The sequence below is a fragment of the Sphingobacterium sp. UBA6320 genome, assembly GCF_002440335.1.
Lineage (GTDB): Bacteria > Bacteroidota > Bacteroidia > Sphingobacteriales > Sphingobacteriaceae > Sphingobacterium.
The window spans coordinates 199,636-219,454 of record NZ_DJTA01000002.1; the positions used below are offsets into that span (position 1 = coordinate 199,636).

Annotated in this window: 10 protein-coding genes; 2 read left to right on the plus strand and 8 right to left on the minus strand. The window is 37.1% G+C overall.

All coding sequences use genetic code 11. The features are described from left to right. Positions 1-62 precede the first annotated feature (62 nt). From B3P23_RS01195 to B3P23_RS01230, 8 genes are all read right to left on the minus strand, one after another. A complete protein-coding gene (locus tag B3P23_RS01195) occupies positions 63-2,171 on the minus strand; it encodes a bifunctional aldolase/short-chain dehydrogenase (RefSeq protein ID WP_293923844.1) in 2,109 nt (702 codons plus the stop codon). A gap of 16 nt (positions 2,172-2,187) precedes the next feature. Next, entirely contained in the window at positions 2,188-3,264 is a 1,077-nt protein-coding gene (gene rhaT / locus B3P23_RS01200) for an L-rhamnose/proton symporter RhaT (protein ID WP_293923847.1), read from the minus strand. 188 nt (positions 3,265-3,452) lie between these two features. After that, positions 3,453-5,195 carry a RagB/SusD family nutrient uptake outer membrane protein gene (locus B3P23_RS01205; RefSeq protein ID WP_293923850.1) on the minus strand — a complete coding sequence of 581 codons (1,743 nt, stop codon included), beginning with the start codon at positions 5,193-5,195 and terminating at the stop codon, positions 3,453-3,455. 70 nt (positions 5,196-5,265) lie between these two features. Then, complete coding sequence (locus tag B3P23_RS01210; RefSeq protein WP_293923853.1) at positions 5,266-8,277, minus strand: SusC/RagA family TonB-linked outer membrane protein; 3,012 nt, start codon at positions 8,275-8,277, stop codon at positions 5,266-5,268. Positions 8,278-8,824: 547 nt separating this feature from the next. Further along, positions 8,825-10,849 carry a DUF2264 domain-containing protein gene (locus B3P23_RS01215; protein WP_293923856.1) on the minus strand — a complete coding sequence of 675 codons (2,025 nt, stop codon included), beginning with the start codon at positions 10,847-10,849 and terminating at the stop codon, positions 8,825-8,827. 2 nt (positions 10,850-10,851) lie between these two features. Further along, positions 10,852-12,207 carry a BNR repeat-containing protein gene (locus tag B3P23_RS01220; RefSeq protein ID WP_293923859.1) on the minus strand — a complete coding sequence of 452 codons (1,356 nt, stop codon included), beginning with the start codon at positions 12,205-12,207 and terminating at the stop codon, positions 10,852-10,854. A 12-nt stretch (positions 12,208-12,219) separates the two neighbouring features. Next, entirely contained in the window at positions 12,220-13,458 is a 1,239-nt protein-coding gene (locus tag B3P23_RS01225; RefSeq protein WP_293923862.1) for a DUF2264 domain-containing protein, read from the minus strand. Continuing rightward, complete coding sequence (locus B3P23_RS01230; RefSeq protein ID WP_293923865.1) at positions 13,455-14,567, minus strand: glycoside hydrolase family 88 protein; 1,113 nt, start codon at positions 14,565-14,567, stop codon at positions 13,455-13,457. Before B3P23_RS01230 ends, B3P23_RS01225 begins: the two co-directional genes overlap by 4 nt. A gap of 478 nt (positions 14,568-15,045) precedes the next feature. Here B3P23_RS01230 and B3P23_RS01235 point away from each other — a divergent pair, with 478 nt between their 5' ends. Together B3P23_RS01235 and B3P23_RS01240 are read left to right on the plus strand one after the other, a co-directional pair. Continuing rightward, entirely contained in the window at positions 15,046-19,098 is a 4,053-nt protein-coding gene (locus B3P23_RS01235) for a hybrid sensor histidine kinase/response regulator transcription factor (protein ID WP_293923868.1), read from the plus strand. 85 nt (positions 19,099-19,183) lie between these two features. Beyond that, positions 19,184-19,810 carry a 3'-5' exonuclease gene (locus B3P23_RS01240; RefSeq protein WP_248755574.1) on the plus strand — a complete coding sequence of 209 codons (627 nt, stop codon included), beginning with the start codon at positions 19,184-19,186 and terminating at the stop codon, positions 19,808-19,810. The last annotated feature ends 9 nt before the right edge of the window (positions 19,811-19,819 follow it).

The window sequence follows — 19,819 nt, forward strand, 5'->3', positions numbered from 1 at the left end:
TGATTAATAATTTAAAGAAATATCGAGTGAATTTCCTCCACTCGATATCTAATTGCTTTTAATTAGCGTACAAATGCCATTGCAACCCCGCCATCGACGTTCAGAACATTTCCTGTAGATTTATTTAACAAACCGCTTACATAAACAAAACAAGCATTTGCAATATCCTCAGGAAGAATAATCTCGTTCAATAAAGTACGTTTAGCATAATAAGCTGGCAATTCCTCAACACTTACACCATATGCTAGTGCGCGGCCTTCTGCCCATCCACCGGCCCAAATATTACTATCAGAAATAACCGCATCAGGATTAACCACATTTACACGTATTTTTGATAGACCTAATTCCGCAGCACACAAACGGCTTAAATGTAACTGTGCTCCTTTAGCACTGCCATAAGCCGCATTGTTAGGACCACTGACCAACGCATTTTTACTAACAATATTAAGAATGTCACCCCCTATATTTTGTCCCTTTAAGATTGGAGTAACTGCTTGAGTAACTAAAAACTGACCTTTAACCAATACATTATACAGTAAGTCCCAGTCCTTTTGAGTATGATCTTCAATCGTTTTAGAAATGGATAATCCTGCGTTATTGACAATGATATCAACACCTCCAAATGCTAATGCAGCATCATTAAGTGCTTGTTTAATCTGCGCTTCGTTTGTTACATCGAGGATCGTGGTAATAACGGCATCTCTACCAAATTCCGATACAAAATCTTGCTCACAAGCTGCAAGTCGTTCGGCATTGATATCATTTAACACGATAACAGCTCCTTCTTGTGCCATTTTTTTTGCAATAGCTTTACCAATACCGCCACCACTTCCGGTCACTAGCGCAATTTTACCTGAAAGAGCTTTAGGTCGTGGCATACGTTGCAATTTTGCTTCTTCCAACAACCAATATTCAATATCAAAAGCCTCTTGCCTTGGCAGTGCTGTATACGCACTAACAGCTTCTGCACCTTTCATCACATTGATGGCATTGGTATAAAACTCGGCAGCCACACGAGCAGTTTGTTTATCTTTTGCAAATGAAAACAGACCTACTCCAGGATATAAAACAATGACTGGATTTTTATCTCGAATAAGGGGACTATTATCATGCTTACAATTTTCATAGTATTCCTCGTACATCAAACGATAGTCTTCAAATAAGGGTTCCAATTTTGTTTTCAGTTCTTCCACATCATCCAAATTCTCTAACTTATCCAAGTGGAGTACCAAAGGCTGAATTTTAGTTCTTAAAAAATGATCGGGACAACTTGTTCCCAGAGGAGCTAATCGCTCCAGATCATGAGAATTAATGAATTCCAATACGCGTTCATCGTCTGTAAAATGTCCGATCATATGACGTTCGCTTGAACAAAATCCTCTTAATATAGGGGCTAATTTTGAAGCTTGAGCATTCCGGTCTTCCTTTTGGAGGCTTTCGATCTTTTGTCCGCCAAATACAGGACCTCTTTGACCATAATTCTTTTCCAGATATGCGGCACAGGTTTCAATTATATCCAGTGAATTGATATAGCAATCGTAAGCAGTATCCCCCCAGGTAAATAAACCGTGAGATCCCAACATAATACCGCGGATATCTGGATTTGCATGAAGACAAGCCTGCAGTTGTAATCCTAAATCAAATCCGGGACGTTGCCAATCTACCCAACCAATGGCACCATTAAACAGTTCTTCCGTAATTTTCTTTCCATCTTTTGCTGCGGCTATTGCGATTGCAGCATCAGGATGTAAGTGATCAATATGTTTGAAAGGTAGAAAACCATGCAATGGCGTATCAATCGAAGGAGCCTTAGAACTTAAATCAAAAATACAGTGATTGAATAATTCCACCATTTCATCTTCATAATCGATCCCTCTATAGACATTTGCTAGATGACGTAAACGCTGCAGATATAATGCTGCAAGTCCTGATTTTTTCAAAGTACCAATATCGCCTCCAGATCCTTTTATCCACATCACTTCAACATCTTCATCTGTGAGTGGATCTTTCTCCCAGACTTTACAAGAAGTATTACCTCCTCCATAATTGGTAATTCTTAGATCTGCGCCTAAAATATTTGAACGATATAATAATAAAGCAACTTCATCGCCTTCCAATGATTTCGCTTTTTGATCGTCCCACAAGTAATTGACATGTTTGTACGTTTTCACTGCTATATATATTAAATTAATTTTCTAAAGTTCTTGCAAATCCGACGACACAGATTGAAATAATAATTGTCACTATTCCAGCTATTATGGATCGATATGTTTTTTTATTCACTCCCTTCCATTCTTTTAGTACCACCCCCCAAGCATTTGAAATCAAAATAATAAATGCCATATGAAGAATCCAAGAACTGGCACCATTACCCAAGCGACTCTCACCCATTCCATAAAAGAAAAATTGCAAGTACCAGGTCGTACCCGCTAACGCACACAACAATAAATTTTTACCTTTCGGAGCATCTGCTTTGGTATAATCTGAAAAGGTATTATTTTTAAACAACAGATAGACACACCAGATAAAATTTGTCGTAAAACCACCCCAAAGAATAATGATATAAGTAACATTATTTTGATAAAGAAACTCTCCATGGTTAGGATGATTCGTTTTCCATAATTCATTGGCGACATCGGCCAAGGGTTTACCAGACTCGATTCCAAAATTAAAACACGCACTGAGCACACCCGAAATAATAGCGACCACAATGCCTAAACCAAAATTATAATCAGATTTAGTTTCCGTGGAAAGTGACGTGAGGTCTTTTTCTTTTGATATACCAGCTTGACCACATAGACAAACACCAATGACACAGATCAATAAGCCGATCAAGATGCAGATACCAGACTGAGTAGTAAAAAAATAATCAATACCATGTTTGCCTGCCGTTTCGTTAAAGAAATAATAGATGCTCGGCATCAATGATCCAAAAACCATACTTAAACCAAGAATAATACTACTACCCAAAGAAACACCCAGGTACCGAACCCCCAAACCATAGGTTAGTCCGCCTATGCCCCACAAAAGACCAAATATAAACGTGTAACTCAAGGTGGAATAACTGGCTAATCGGATGATATTTACAAAATCTGGAATGGTTAACCAGGCAGCTATAGGTGGTACGATAATCCAAGAAAATAGCCCTCCCAAGATCCACATAGATTCCCAAGACCATCCCTTTACTTTCTTGTAGGGCACATAAAAACTTCCTGACGCAAACCCGCCAATGAAATGGAATAATACTCCGAAAACAGCATTCATATGATATATTTTAGGTATTTGACATCAACTAAATTAAAAGATTTCTGCACGTAAACTGTTATGCACTGTTATGTGCAGCTGCACCAAACTCAGCGCTAAAAGCATCAAGGCGTGTCTAACAAAAAAGGTCAATTTTCAATATGCTGAAAATTGACCTTTTTAAAGTTATCACAATGGCATAAAGCAGATTATTTATAACCTAAATTTTGTTTAAGCCCCTCTCCCTCTTTATTATTTAATTGAATTTCACTCAAAGGAATAGGAAGTAAAGCATTATAATCTTGGAAACCGCTGATGATTTTATTCGCAGGTCCTTGATCACCATTTAATCCAATACGTTCTTTAAGTTTATTCGTTCTCACTAAGGTCATCCTACGATTTTCTTCTGATATCAATTCACGGGCACGTTCATCAAGAATAAAATCAATGGTCATGTTTGATGCTATAACCCTTCCTAGAGCTGTATTTCCAGATTGACTACGAGCTTCTTTAAAAGAACGGTCTCTCAACTTATTGATATCATCAGCCGCACCAGCTAGGTTATTTTGTCTCAGACGTGCCTCTGCCCTTAATAGATACGTTTCTCCAAACCGCATAACTGGCCAATCTTTGACCAATGCGTAACCAAAATCATCCAAAGGATCATAACCACCCCATTTAGTTGGGAAAGGATACCATACTTCCAGACTGTCTGTACGAAAAGGAATCACTTTATCACCAGTTTTTATCGTCACATTTCTAACCCCTGCACCTTTAGCAACACGATAACCATCGGCATCCACACCGATTTCTGTACTCCATGGTGTTACCACAGCATTGTTGACGGTCATATTAGGTCGATTATAATTCGTAGTCCTTCGGATATTATAATTGCTATTCCGAATATCACCTTGAAGCCCTTTCCAGACCGTATACTTCATAAAATTGCTTAATCTCAAACGTCCATTACCCCTTCCACCTAGAGAATCAGCATTTACCATTCCATCCCACTTATGATAGGAAGGTTGCCATACACGACGATGCTGCGGATTATCGATGGTTCCACCATTCACTTCGCGATTAAATTCAACTTCAAAAGTCCATATGGCTTCGGTATTTCCTTGAGCGCGGCGCATATTGCCCTGTCTAAACATATCTCGAAAAGCATCCCCACCCTCATTTAAGTATTTGCCGTAACGACTGTCAATTAATTTATAGCTGCCGCTTTCAATGATGGCTGTTGCCATGGCTTCTGCTTTAGCAAAATAAGCAGGATCTCTCATGCCCATTCGAAGATAAACTTCAGCGGCCAATTGTCTTGCCATATCTTTATTGATCCGGCTTGGTGCAGCAGCTTGTCCAACATTAGCCAATTCCTTAGCCGCATATTCCAGATCTTCAACAATCACTTTGTCCACTTCTATAGTAGAATTTCGTACATAGTTGAACGTTGGAACTTTAATAGAAGTAGTCAACAAAGGCACATCGCCCCATAGCGTGACCAACATATGATAAGCATAAGCTCTAAAGAATCTTGCTTCTGCTGCTGCCTTTGGATTAGTATCTCCTACAGCTTCGATAATGCTATTTGCATTGTTAATAAACTCGTAACAGCGTTGCCATAAGTAACTTACTCCACCATTTTCTGGATTGAGATCGGCATATTGAAAAAAAGGATTTTCCACACCTTCCGTAGAACCAGCATTTGCGATATCAGTACCGATCTGCCAACACGACAAAAATCCTTGACGCCCACTGTAACCCCACAATTGACCAAAAGTCGCATGCAAACCTAAAACCCTATTTTCTATTGTTGATGGATCACTATTTCCAGCTTCGTAATTAGAATAGGGTTTCTCTTCCAGAAAATTCTTACTACAAGATGCAGAACCTAACAAAAAGATCGCAAAGACAGGTAATAACTTATTTTGAATATTTATTGATTTTTTCATCAGTATATATTGTTTTTTATCGGTGATGAAGCTATCATGAGCGTTTACTCATGATAGCTTCATGATTTCATTAAAAGGTTAAATTAACTCCAAGTACATAGGTGCGAACCATTGGATAGTTTAGGTTATCATTTGAAGATCCACGAGTGATATCTCGAGCTTCAGGATCCCAGCCAATCCAATTGGTCCATGTATATAGGTTTCGGCCACTGACATAAACCGTAGCCCCATTGATACCCAATTTATTCAAGGTATTTTGTGGCATATTGTAACTTAAGGTCACATCTTTCAACCGTGTAAAACTTGCATTTGATGGAAACCCATAACCATATACATTGGAACGATTACTCAATGAACGCCATTCGTTACTTTTATTTTCAGGAGTCCAATAGCCCAACTCTGCTGGCGTGCTTTTGCGACCCATTTCATCTGCAGCCGAACCGATCTGCGGATTATTGCGTAGTGCTCCTTGCACCGTATTGATAAAAATATTTAATGAAAATGCTTTATAGCTAAATGTATTGGTAAGTCCAGCAGTCCATTTCGGAGCAGTTTGTCCCAATACAGATCGGTCGTCCTCATTAATTAGACCATCACCATTTAGATCCGCTAATTTTACACTTCCTGCTTCTGCTTGTTCATCCCATCCTTTATTAACTCCCGCTTTTATTTCCTCTTCCTGCCAGATCCCCACTTTGGTAAAATCATAGATGATACCCAGCGGATGTCCGATCAACCACCTATTGCCCAGATCTTCTTTTCCATCACCATAAACTTCTACAATCTTATTTTTATTGCGGGAGAATACAACCGTACTGGACCAAGTAAAATCATTCTTTACAATATTTTTGGTATTCAGCGTCAGGTCTATACCTGTATTAGCAACCTTTCCAATATTAAAATACACATCTTCAAAACCCGTAAGTCTTGGAAGGCGCTGTTTTAAAAGTATATCATAAGAATTGGTCTTATACACATCGATACTTCCACTTATTCTGCTTTTAAATAATCCGAAGTCAATCCCTGTATTGAATCCCTTCGTTTTTTCCCATTGCAAATCATCATTTCCCATTCTCTTACGAATATTCAATGCCGTATTGGATAAGCCTTTCATCGCAATAGTACTGGCATCCATTAACGAAAGCGTTTCATAAATTCCAATAGCTTCATTTCCAGAAATACCGTAAGATATTCTCCATTTTAAATTGTCCACCACATCTTTAGTGCTATTCATGAACGATTCATTATGTATATTCCATGCGACAGCGGCAGATGGAAACATGCCGTATTTATTATTTCTACCAAAGATAGAGGCCCCATCTCGACGTGCAGTTACTGTAAATAAATAACGGCTATCGTAAGAGTAGTTTAATCTACCCATTTGGGAAATAGAGCGGTACAAGTCGGCTTGAGAAGACACTTTCTGTGTGGCGGCAGCACCTAGATTACCCCATTCCAAAGCATCATTAGGGAATACCTCTCCTGTAGCAATAGCCTGTTGCCAATATTTACTTTTGGAGGCATATAATCCTGTGAAATCAAGATGATGCTTACCAAAATCCTTGTTATAGGTTAATATATTCTCTACTGTATATGACTGAGATTCACTGTTGGTGATACGACCCATCCCGGCAAAATTATAAACACTCTCCCCTTCATATTCGTTGGTACGACCAGGGACATAAGTATATCCTGCATTGAACTTGTATTTCAGACCAGCCAGCGGTTTGTAAAGCTCCCCAAAATTAAGATCTGCATAACCATTTAAGGAGATATTAAATTGACGACGCTCTGGATTTAATGTCGTTGGTAAAAGTGGATTGGTCCAAAGCTGTTCCGAATACATGGGATGCTGTGTTAAAGTGCCGTCATCGTTATACATTTTGGCATAAGGGCTCATTGCAGCAGCCTGTAGAAGACTCGCGCGTCCACCATCTCTATTATGCGCTATGATATAAGATGATGTACCTACCGATAAATATTTAGTTGGTTTAAAATCTGTATTCGTTCGAAATGAATACCGTTTATAGTTATATCCTAATAAAACGCCTTTTTGATCCAGATAATCTCCAGAGACATAGTATTTGGCATTCTCACTTCCACCTGATAAGCTGACATTGTGATTCTGGATCACACCGGTCTGCATCACCGCATCCAACCAATCGATGGTCACACCATTGGTGTAATTATCAAACTCATTCCGATTGCGAACCGGACCACCATTATATAGCGGACTATTATTAATGCGGGAATATTCAGCATAACGCTTTAAAAGCTCTTCTCCCGAAACGGGCTTAAGAATATGTGCAACATTTTCTACACCGCCATAACCACTGTAGCGAATACGGGGGGTACCGGATGTACCGCGTTTTGTGGTGATCAAAATAACACCATTAGAACCATTCACACCATAAATCGCAACAGCTGATGGATCTTTTAAGATCTCGACCGACTCAATATCATTGGGATTGATATCATTAATAGAACCATCTGTACGCGATAGCGGAATTCCATCAACGACAATATAAGGTTCTGAAGATGCATTGATCGAGTTCTTACCTCGAACTTGAACAGATGGAGCATCTCCAGGTATAGAGGATGCTTGCGAAACCGAAACATTGGATACGGCACCTTGGATAGCCTGCATCACATTCGTAACCGGAATTTTTGACAATCGATCCTTTGGTACTGATGCCACAGACCCAGTAACATCCGATCTCTTTTGTGTTCCATATCCAACCACAACTAATTCCTCAAGTACATTTTCAGATGGAATAAGCGTAACATCGACAACACCCCCCTGAGGCACGATCACTTGCTTTTCCTGATATCCTACTGAAGAAATAATTAAGGTATTTCCGATATTTGCCTGAATGGTAAAACTACCGCCCGTATTTGATTGTGTACTTGCAGAACTTCCTTTTACCTTTACGGTGACATTACTTATATTTCTTCCTGTAGAAGCGTCTCGAATAGTTCCTTTTATGGAAGTTCCTTGACCATAAGTAGTCATCGCTATTAAAAATAAACTATTTAATAGCAATGTGTTTTTTGCGTATTTATTGCAATAGTGGGTTAACATAATTTACAATTGGTTTTTAGATTAGAATTACTATTTTATTCAATTTATTATAGGATCATACCATTATCCTATAATCCCCCTACAGGTTGATTTCAACTTGATCCCATCATTGTATTGTTTATATTTTTGTTTATAATTGGTTCTTATCAAACTCAAGAAAATCGCTCGATACAGTTCCATTGTTAAGAAAAAGAAACATGCTGCTGAGCTATTTTCGAATTCCTTGTTAGGTCAAAATTATAGCGGATTCGCTTATAAACGGTTTGAAATCGATTCAATAAGGTTCAAAATCTATTCAGGAGAGGAAATTTTTCACTAAAAATCAATAAAAAGTAAAAACCATTTTATGTAAAGGGTGCCTTCGCTACCTATTACATAAAATGGTTTTTAAATTTTGTTGCGGTATCTGCTAGTTCTTAATCATCAGCATGCACGCTTGCATTTAAGTTACACTATTCAAAAACTCCGCCTTTATCGTATTCAAGTCTATTTCAAATCATCTTTCACGGGACTATGATCATTTGAAAAATAATTATTTAAGGTAATATCAGAGTTGATCTTTGGCTGTCAAACTCACGGTTTGATAACGACCATTTTTCCAACTGATTTTTACTTGATCCAAGTTTAGTACCCATTTTTTTACAGGGAACAATTCTTCATTTTTCCACTGCTCACCCGATTTTTTCCATAACATCAACGTCGCGAACAAACGCTTTTGATTTGCACTGGTATTTCCAATTACATTCAAGACTTTACTGTTAGCAGTAACTGGATTTAAACCTTGAGCACTTACGATTTCAACATTTCCCCAGTTCTCAAGAGGAATAATAGCCAACTGATACTGTCCATTGTCGATGATCGTTGCTGTCCATTTTTTATATTTAATTTGATGCTCAACAATTGCCCTACCCTCATATTGAGGCAAAGCATAGTGTCCCAAACGCAGCGCAGCAGTTTTTTGACTATACACCTGATCCACACGCAAGATCCCATTAGGAAGTATCACATCTGCAAGTTGCAATCTGATCGTCGAATCCGAAGCTAATACCGCATCCCTGTAGTAAATTCCATTCTGATAGCCTTTGAATTTATAGCGGCGAAGTGTCTCCCATTTTGTCCCATCGATATGAAACATATAGTTCATCGATACTTCACCATTCTTTCCATCCGCCTGCCAAGGAAATGCGCTATTATAAGCCAGCTTATTATAATTTTCAGTTCCCTGATAATAACCCACTGTCTTACTATCACACCAAGCCCTGATCTCTGCTGCGCCAATTTCTGCATAATCAGTAATCAATATTTCAGCATCAGGAGCAAAAGAATTCAAGACATTCACTTTTGGAATCTCCCTTTCCCAAGCACCTAAATTTTCATTTGCTGTCCAAAATATATTATCATCCGGAATAAGCAATCCTAAAAATATTTTACCTAGCCAAAAAGCACTCCCTCTACAGCTATATTCCTGCACAGCAGGTTCAAAAGCTCCATAAAAACCAAGTGTAGGAATACCTTCAGATAAAAAATCAGGCTGTTTGAGAAATTGTAGCAGTGTTCCTGATGCAATTCGTCGCATCCATCCATAATTGATGCTTTTGTCCTCTAGAAAACCCATCAGAGGAAAGGGCACAGCAGCTCCCATTCGATAGGCAATACTTCTCCCCCACATAATCATCTCCCCGTCCTTACTGAACATATAAGGGTAATGACTAACCATTTCTCGCAAATGAGTCCTGAACCTCTTCGCATAATCTGGATACATCTGGTCTCCATAATAGGTAGCCCATAATGTTCCGTACATCTGATACCCCCACATACTATAATAATCATAATAGGGCTGATCATTATACCAGCCATCCCCCCTATAATCAGATAAACACTTCTCCAGCAATTCTTTTAAATAATCTTCACGTATCGGGTAACCATTACTCTTAAAAAAGCTTAAAATCATGACATTAAAAAAACGCCAATTCATATCAATAGTAGGTCCGTTGCCATAACTTAAGAGGGTATGCGCTAAAATATCCTTTTTCTCTTGGGATAATGGATCCCATAAAATTTCGGGAGCAGCCATAAGCGATACTGCCAAACCACCGAATTCAACAAGCTTTTGACTTGGTCCTCCTTTTTTGGGTAAAGGTGGTATGAAACTCGCAGATTGTGGATTCACTAGCTGCGTAATCTGATGCCGATAATAATCGGCAATCTTTAGACCTCCAATTTCATAATCTGGATTTTCCTTCATCAAAGGCAAAGCAATAAACAAGGTCCTACAAAGTCCCTCCAATCGTTCTGTTTCCGTATGAATACCATCTCTCGGATAGCTTCTTCCTGGTTGTTTAGGAAACTCCATTGGGCTATCCAGATTACTGACATAACTAAACGCGCCCTTTAAAAGATATTCGGCTGCATCTAACCAATGTTGACGGTTCATGCCGGTATAGGGACTGAGATTCAGATCTGGATTTCTAACATTAAAAACAGTATCTCTTGTCCCTTGTCCAAACATATCCATTGGATAAGATAAAACGAGTATGAAGCAGGATATCATCCTAAAGAGGTTTTTTTTCATAATTAATGTTTGATTGTATTTTTTATTGGTTTGAGACTAGGCGTCCATTCAATAACTCTAACTTTGCTTGGACCAGACTCCAAAAGTCCTTCACCATCCTTTTGATCAGTAGCTTGAACAAACAGCGATAATCTACTCTTGTTTCGCCACATTTCAGTATCATAACTGGGTTCCCATGCTCCTAATGATTCGTCATTCAAATCAAATAGTTGATAATCATCATCCGTCAACTTATTTAAGGTCAATACAGAAGCTCGACTTAATCTTTCCTTATCTCGGAACAAGAGCATAACAGCAACCTTGTCTCTTTTACCTTTGACCATTAATTGGGGTCTCGCTATAGGTATTTCTTTAGTTCCATGTCCACTCAAACTGAAAGACATTTTTCTAAAATCAAAAGAACGGACTTGCCAAGCACCTTTCCTATAATAAATAAGCTTATATTGAGGAATAGTAGAACCTTTTGCACGCCAATAAGTCGCAATAAATGGATGACCATCATCATCTGCAGCCATCGATGTTTGATTGATCAGCTCACTGTTTTGAGGAATACGCACCGCATATTCCGCGGTTGATTCGTTTATGGGTAATGTATATTGAACTCCAGCAGTAGACTCCCAAGTGAGCCCTCCATCCTTTGAACAAGCATATGCCATATCATGATTACTGGCTACATCAGGACTCTCTCGCCAAACCCACGACAAATGTATCGTTCCTTGGGTATCAACATAAGCCTGCCAATAAGCATTTCGTTTCCCTTCTCCATCGATTAAATTACGATGTAGTCTAGTCCATTTTTTATTCGTGGGATCATAACTGTTCATCACAAGATTTCCTGATCCAGAACCGCCATCACGATAAAGAAATAATAATGAACCATCAGGCATTTTGAAAAATTCAGGATAGGTAACATACTGTTCATCTTTCCCGATCATAGACTGCTCAGGTCCTAAATCTAACGTATGTGGCTGTTTCGTCCTAGCATATCGTAACTGACCATTATGATGATCCCAACAAACGTGTAAATATCCCTCTCCATCAATCATGATACTGATAATATTATGTGCATCCTGAGCTCTGCCCGAATATTCAGTAACCTGTAGCTGCCAGCTCTTCTCATTCAGCTTTCTTTTTCCCAATACAACTTTTCCCTTCTCGTTGTAATAGGCTATGTATTGAAACTTCGCATCACTGACGAGAGAGTTTTTTCGAAAAACAGCTGTATTGACCGTATTCTTGGCCCAACCGTCTCCAACATCCATAATCTGAACCTGTTGGTTTTGCGAAAAACAGAAATTTAAGGAAAGGATCATATAAAAATGAAACCATAAAATCCTATAAAATGTACTTAACCTCATGACTAATAGCTTTTATTGAATGGCCTTACTTTGATCTTTTTTCCAATCCTGTCCAGACCAAATACGCTTAGAACTCCATTCTTCTTCTTTTGAAGTCCAAAAACTATCTTGTTCAGATAGTCCAAGCGGTAAAAAAATCGTACTACATAAATATGGACTTCCTTGATTGTTATAAAAATCCCCTAATCCGGGTTGATCTCCATATAGACCAATCGTTAACCAGTTTTGATGATAAGTAGATGGACTTTCAAATGTTTTCTTCAAAACCGCAGATAAAGCCGCGCGCACTTGTCCCTCCGTCAGCTCTTTCGGCAATCGTTTTTTCAGGGCCATGTCTGCCAAATGGTGAAAGGCTGCTCCACGATAAATGACTGATCTTCCGGATGGTGGAAAAGTACCATCTGTATTAATCAACCTTTCCAATATAATGGCATATCGTTTGTTCCGTAGTTTAATTTTTGCAAACATGCTATCATAATTTTTAGTCTTTTGCTCGATGACATCCATAATTCCGGATAAAAAAGGATGAATAACATAACTATTGTAATAATCATATGCATAATGAGGACCATCCATATACATACCATCCCCAACATACCATTGCTCCAATTGTTGTAAGGCATAATCTACTCTCATGACATCCCATTCTTTACTGTACTGGGCTAGAAAAGCTTCATTCATGGCAGAAAAAAGTAACCAATTGGAAAACACCGGTCTAAATTGACGTGTCGTTTTAATAGCCTGAATCAAATGACCTTGAGTTACAGGATCCAGATGATCCCATAACCAAGGACAGCGCAAAAAAGCAACTGAAATAAATGAGGCATCCACTAATTGCTGCCCACCTAGATCAAAACGCATAAAATCATTTGCATTACTATCCAAGGCATTTTTTAATGCTTGAATAGTCCAATTGCGATATTGTTTTCTCAATACTTGCTCTTCTTCCGAACCGTCATTCAAAGCCAGCCAAGGCGATATTCCGCTTAAAACTCGACCTAATACTTCTACATATTGCACTTGAATACGATGTTCTTTATTGTCAACCGCTATAGAAGTAATTTGAGGCATATTGATCTTTAGACTGTCATGAGCCAAACTACGCATAACTGGTCTTGCCATACGATCCATCTCCTTTAACCAAAAGGCTCTTGAAGTTTCTTTCCATGCTATAGTATTTTTCTTCTGCCCATAAGTCACAGTGGCGAAGCATATCAATACCCATAATGTCCATACATTTTTCATCATCATTTGCTTAAATATCTGTACATTTCAACACCCGCCAATAAAAATGCTCCCACACCGAATGGTGATGTGGAATGGGCATCAACGACTTGACCTGGTATGGCCTTTTCTCCGATAGGCTGAATATAACCTACTTTCCCATCAGGCTGCAAAGCAATATTACTTAAATAATGCCATCCTTTTTTTGCTGCACCATCAAATTCTTCACGATTTAAAATCCCGTTGTTAATTCCCCAGAGAAGTCCATAAGTGAAGAAAGACGTTCCACTGGATTCCTTACCTGGTGCATGTTCTGGATCCAACATACTTCTCGTCCAGAAACCCTCCTTCTGTTGACACGCTACAATAGCATCAGCCATATCTTGAAAACGTTTTACATAATGTCTATAATATGCATTGTCTTTGGGCAGATCTTGTAGCACTTTTGCTAATCCCGCGAATACCCAACCATCACCCCTTGCCCAAAAGTCTTTTTTCCCATGAGCGGTCTTATGTTTTGGATAGACATATTTAGCATCCCTATAATACAGTTTTTCATCTTGATCATACATGATACTATCTGCATACTCCAAATATTCATGTAGCTTTTCTAAATAGAGCGGATTTTTAGTTAAATTGTACATCTTGGTCATCACGGGCATCACCATATATAGTCCATCGGCCCACCACCAGTAATCATGCTGTTTGGTATGAATTTGGTAATCCATCACTTCTTGAGCTCGGGCTATTTTGTAAGCTTGGGGATCGATATGATAAAGATCAATATACGTTTGAAAACAGATCTGCCAATCGCCAAACAGCACATAATCATCAGTCTCCCCATAACTATATTTCCAATTCGCTTTATCGGTTGATTTTGCACCCTTCCATTCATTAAAATTCGCCCAATCTTCCGTATATTTTAAGAAGGTTTTATTTTTAAACTCTTTATAAAATTCCATATTTCCACTGTGATAAGCCGCTTGATCCCAAAATGCCCAAACTTGAGGCTTATGGTTGGACTGCCAATAGTGATTCGCCAGATTCAATTGAGCCAAAACATCACTCTTTTTAAGATCTTGTCCAAAGACAGAATAAGTAATCAGAAGAAAATATACAATAAAGTATTTGCGCATATCTTAAGGTTTTAAGGTTAAAAAAATCCAATCAACAGCGTTTAGCAGATCTAAATATTATTGAAGATTGGTCAAATCAAATCTAGCTAAAATGCATATATCTGATGTTTAATTTGGGTTTATTCAACATACAAAATTGGATCATTTAATAGTTTGAGTAATCTACTATATAGCAATAGTGCTCGGAAAACGACATTTAACCCATTTTTTTTTAAAATAAGTGTTTATTTTACATTTATTTTAAATAACATTCTATATCTTTAAAAAAGATACCAATTTGAATCGGACTTTTGAACCAGTTAGATACTCAATTAAGACGCAAGGAATAGCAATTTAGCGCTAACCATTATTAAGGAATTAAATGATGTCTCCCTTTCTTCTTATGTTAATTAATTCACCGGCTTTATAGAGTAAGGCGATTAAAACAGCTAGAAGTGAAGGACAAATTGTAGATCTGATTAGATTAAACCAATTGATTATGAAAAATACATATCAAATCTTCTTCTTCATCATATATTTACTTTTTCATATCCAAGTTAATGGCCAACAAATGGGATTGAATCCCATTGCTAAAAATAATGAATTACCCTCCCTCACCATCAATCAAACTTGTCAGGATAAGGATGGCTATATCTGGTTTGCTTCTACACAGGGATTAAGTAGGTATGATGCGTATAATATCCTTAATTTTAAATTAAAGACCATAGAGGGCAAAACAGCAACAAATCAAAACATTAAAACATTAGTAGAATATCAAAATTACCTCATTCTAGGTACAGAGAAAGGGTTATATACGCTAGAAAAAGAAAGTTATGTGATCAAACCATTCAAAAACAAACTACAATCCACAACACGTATAACAACATTATTAATTGATAAAAAAAATAGATTATGGGTAGGATCTGACAACGGTATTGTGGTATATAACAAAGACTTATCCATCATCCAAAATTATCAGGATGATCATAATTCTATTTATAAATTACCATCAGGAACTGTTAATACCATATTTGAAGACAAAAAAGGCAATATTTGGGTAGGAATTTGGGAACAAGGCTTATTTAAGTTAGATATACATAAAAATCAATTCATTGCTTATCCAAAAGTTGGAACACGTAATAATCCCTTCAAGCTATTTGAAGATCATAACAAACAACTCTGGGTATGTACCTGGGGAGATGGAGTTTACTTATTTAATCCGGACAATAAGAAGAACTTATACCAAGAAATAGCAATTAAAAACAAGCGTCGAAACATTGGAAAGGAAGATTTATTCTATAACATCGTGCAAGATCGGCATCGCAATTATATTTGGATCCTTTCGTTTTCTGGTATATCGACCTTTCAATATATAAACGGAGCACTCAAAGAAGTCAATATGGCTCCCTATTTTGATCATACCACCAATATTTTCAATGATATATATCAAGATCGATTAGGGACATTGTGGCTTTCTATCGGTGGAAAAGGGATCTCAACGATTAGTTTTGATAAGCCCCTGATTCAAAATTACACCTTTAAAGAAATTAAAAGTAGATATAGCATCGCGCCCAATGTGAATATGTTATACCGCGATGAAAAGGGTATATTTTGGTTCAATCTGGAGCGCTTTGGCTTTGGAAGTTTAAACCCAAACGATGGTTTATTAAACACATATAGTAATGCCAATTTACGAGAATTGATATCCATTAGAGCAGCTAGCTGTGCCATTGATGTACAGCAGGAACTGTGGGTCGGTTCTGCTTATGAAGCCACTATAAATGTTTTCGAAAAGCAGCATAACAATATCAAGTTAAACCATAAGATAGATCTAAAGCGTGAAGCAAACCACTCCGGGGTTCCCATCTTCTTTTTCCAAGATAGTCAGTCGAGAACTTGGATCGCAACAAGTCAAGGTGTATTATATAGAGATGCTAGCAGCAAGAAAATAAAGCTGATCACAAAGATAAAAGATCAAGCGGTTAGCATAGCTGAAGATAAAAAATCAAATATTTGGATAGCCACCAAGGGAAGCGGCATTTATTATATCAATAAAAATGATCCAGATCAGATCTTACAACATATTGGTCAATCGACGGCAATTCTTAAAACGAATCAAATTGAATCCTTAGATATTGATAAAAATGACAACCTATGGATCGGAACCAAAGATAATCGCTTACTGTATTATCAAACTGGTATAAAGAAAATGGAGGAATTAGCAAATTCGGCTTTATTTGGAAAAAACCAACTACTGGATATCGTTTGCCTAGATAATACCGTATGGCTTTCTAGTACCAGAAATATATTTAAAATAAATGCACTCAATAAAGACATCTTAGAATTTACATCGACTGACAGTCTGCAAGTCAATATGTTTTCCAAAAGAGCATTTACGATTGATAAAAAATCAAACTCGGTGTACTTTGGAGGATATAACGGAATGGTTAGATTGGATGATAATAGTAATATTCCAAATTATAGAGCTAAAGTCCAAGTAACAGATATCAAGATTAATAATAAGTCCATTGTCCTTGAATCCAATCAAAAAAAATTTAATTTCAATCAACAGATACTGACATTAGAACCCGACGATCAAAATATAGAATTTTCTTTTTCATCACTTGGCTATACCCAGGATAATAAACTTCGCTATGCCTATAAGTTAGAAGGTATTGATCAGGATTGGGTCAATGCATCCCGAGATCGGGTATTCGCAGCATATAATAATCTAGGAAAAGGATCTTATCGATTTTTAATAAAATCGACTGATTTAAATAATAAATGGAATACGACAATTACCGAAATTAATATTTACAAAAAAGCTGCATTTTATGAGAGCAATTTAGCCTATTTTTTATATGCATGCCTACTGATCGGTATATTTTACTATTTTATTAATTTTACTTTACACCGTTTAAAATTAAGAAGTGATCTAAAAATTGCGCAAATAGAAAAAGAAAATGCACACGCACTGGCGCAATCCAAACTCAGTTATTTCACAAGTATTTCGCATGACCTGTTGACACCATTAACCATTATTTCTTGCTTAGTAGACGACGTCCAAATGACAACAAAGCATCATTTAAGCCAGTTCGAAAAAATGAGATTAAATCTAGATCGCTTAAAACGTTTATTACAACAAATTTTGGATTTCAGAAGAATAGAAAATAATTTGATGGAATTGAAAGTTAGTCAAGAACATTTGCCCGCATTTATAAATCAATTGAGCCATGTTTTTTTTAGCCCGTTAGCCGTTCGAAAAAATATTGAATTTGAAATCAATCATGGAGAATGTACAACCGATGTTTATTATGATGCGGATAAAATGGATAAAATCCTTTTCAATTTACTCTCTAATGCCTTTAAATACACACATAAAGATGGTAAAATCACCCTGTCATACTATATAAAAGAAGACAATAGACAAAAACTGCTCTATCTTTTTGTACGTGATAACGGCATGGGAATCGATAAAGATGAATTAGATAAAATATTTAAACCATTTTATACAAATAAATCATTTGTCAATCAAGAAAGCAATGGTATTGGTCTGTCAGTAACCAAAGAATTAGTAGACATTCACTTTGGGAAAATCAGTGTCGAGAGTTTACCTGACCAAGGAACTTGCTTCCAGATCATACTACCTGTTGATAAGGAATTTTACCTTAACAAAGGATATCAAATATGGGATGAGTCCTTTCCTAAAAAAGATCAACTAATCTATAAAATTAATGATGTCGAAACAGCCATCCATGAAATCACTTCTGGAGACCTCCATAAACTGCATATTTTACTGGTAGAAGATAACGAAGATCTGCAGCAGACTATGTCAAGTATTTTATCAAAGAAATACCATGTCCATGTCGCTTCTGACGGAAAACAAGGTCTTGACCTTTTAAACAAAGTCGATATTGATATTATTGTCAGTGATATTATGATGCCCGAAATGGATGGACTTAGCCTATGTAGAGCTGTCAAGCAACATACGGAAATTAACCATATTCCAGTATTATTGCTTACAGCAAAGAATAGTATAGAAGATCGAATTGAATGTTATCAAGCTGGAGCCGACGGCTATATCAGTAAGCCTTTCGATATTAAAGTACTGGAAGCCAAAATTCAGAGCTTTATCATCAATAAAAGAACGAAGCAGATCAACTTCAATAACAATACACAAATTAATATCGCAACTTTGGATTACACTCCTGTAGATGAACAGTTCTTACAACGAATGATCAAGGTTGTTGAAGAAAACTTAGGTGACGATCAATTTGATATTATTAAGCTTGGGGAGATACTCGCACTATCCAAATCGACACTATACCGTAAAACCAAAGTACTGCTTGATTTATCACCGAGTGAGTTTATAAAAAATATTCGCTTAAAACATGCCTGTCAGATGATGGAAAAAGATAAATCAATTACGGTTAGCGAAGTGGCATTTGCAACCGGATTTTCTGATCCACGTTATTTTGCGACTTGCTTCAAAGCGTCTTTTGGAATCACACCTACCGAGTTTCAAAAAAACACAACTGTACAACATGTGTAGCCGATCCGTTTTTTTTACCTGTTGGCTTTCCATATGATCGATAATTTACTTATTTTTAATAACAAATAGCATAGCGACACACTTTTTGAAAAAGTATATATTATTTCTGGATACAGAAACCTCCGATCTTCCTAAAAAATGGGATAAAAAATACAGCGATATTCAAAATTGGCCTCATGTATTGCAATTAGCATGGATCATATTTGACATGGAGATTAATGAAATCAAACGCACAAACAAATACATCTATGAACCACTGATCCCTATAAGTCGAGAATCAGAAAAAATTCATGGCTTAACACCCCATTTTTTGAGAGAGCATGGTGACAACAAAAAAAACGTACTTCGAAAATTAGCACATGATCTAAAAAAATATAACCCTTTAATTGTTGGTCATTTCTTATCATTTGATTTACAAGTCTTGTGCGCTGAATTTGTTAGAGTAAAACTGCCTATCCCATTTGAACAATTCCGCTATTTTTGTACCTTATGGCATAGCAAAAAGTATGTACGAAATCCCAATATGGTCTATATGAATCTAGCACTCCTACATGAAGCGTTATTTACAACATTGCCCGAAAATATGCATCATGCTGAAAAAGATGCCGAAATAACTGCAAAATGCTATTTTGAAATGATACGCAGAAATGAACTTTCAATAGCAGATGTTGAAAACCAACAAGCTCAATTTCTACCTATATTTCAACCTTAAATCCGCTTA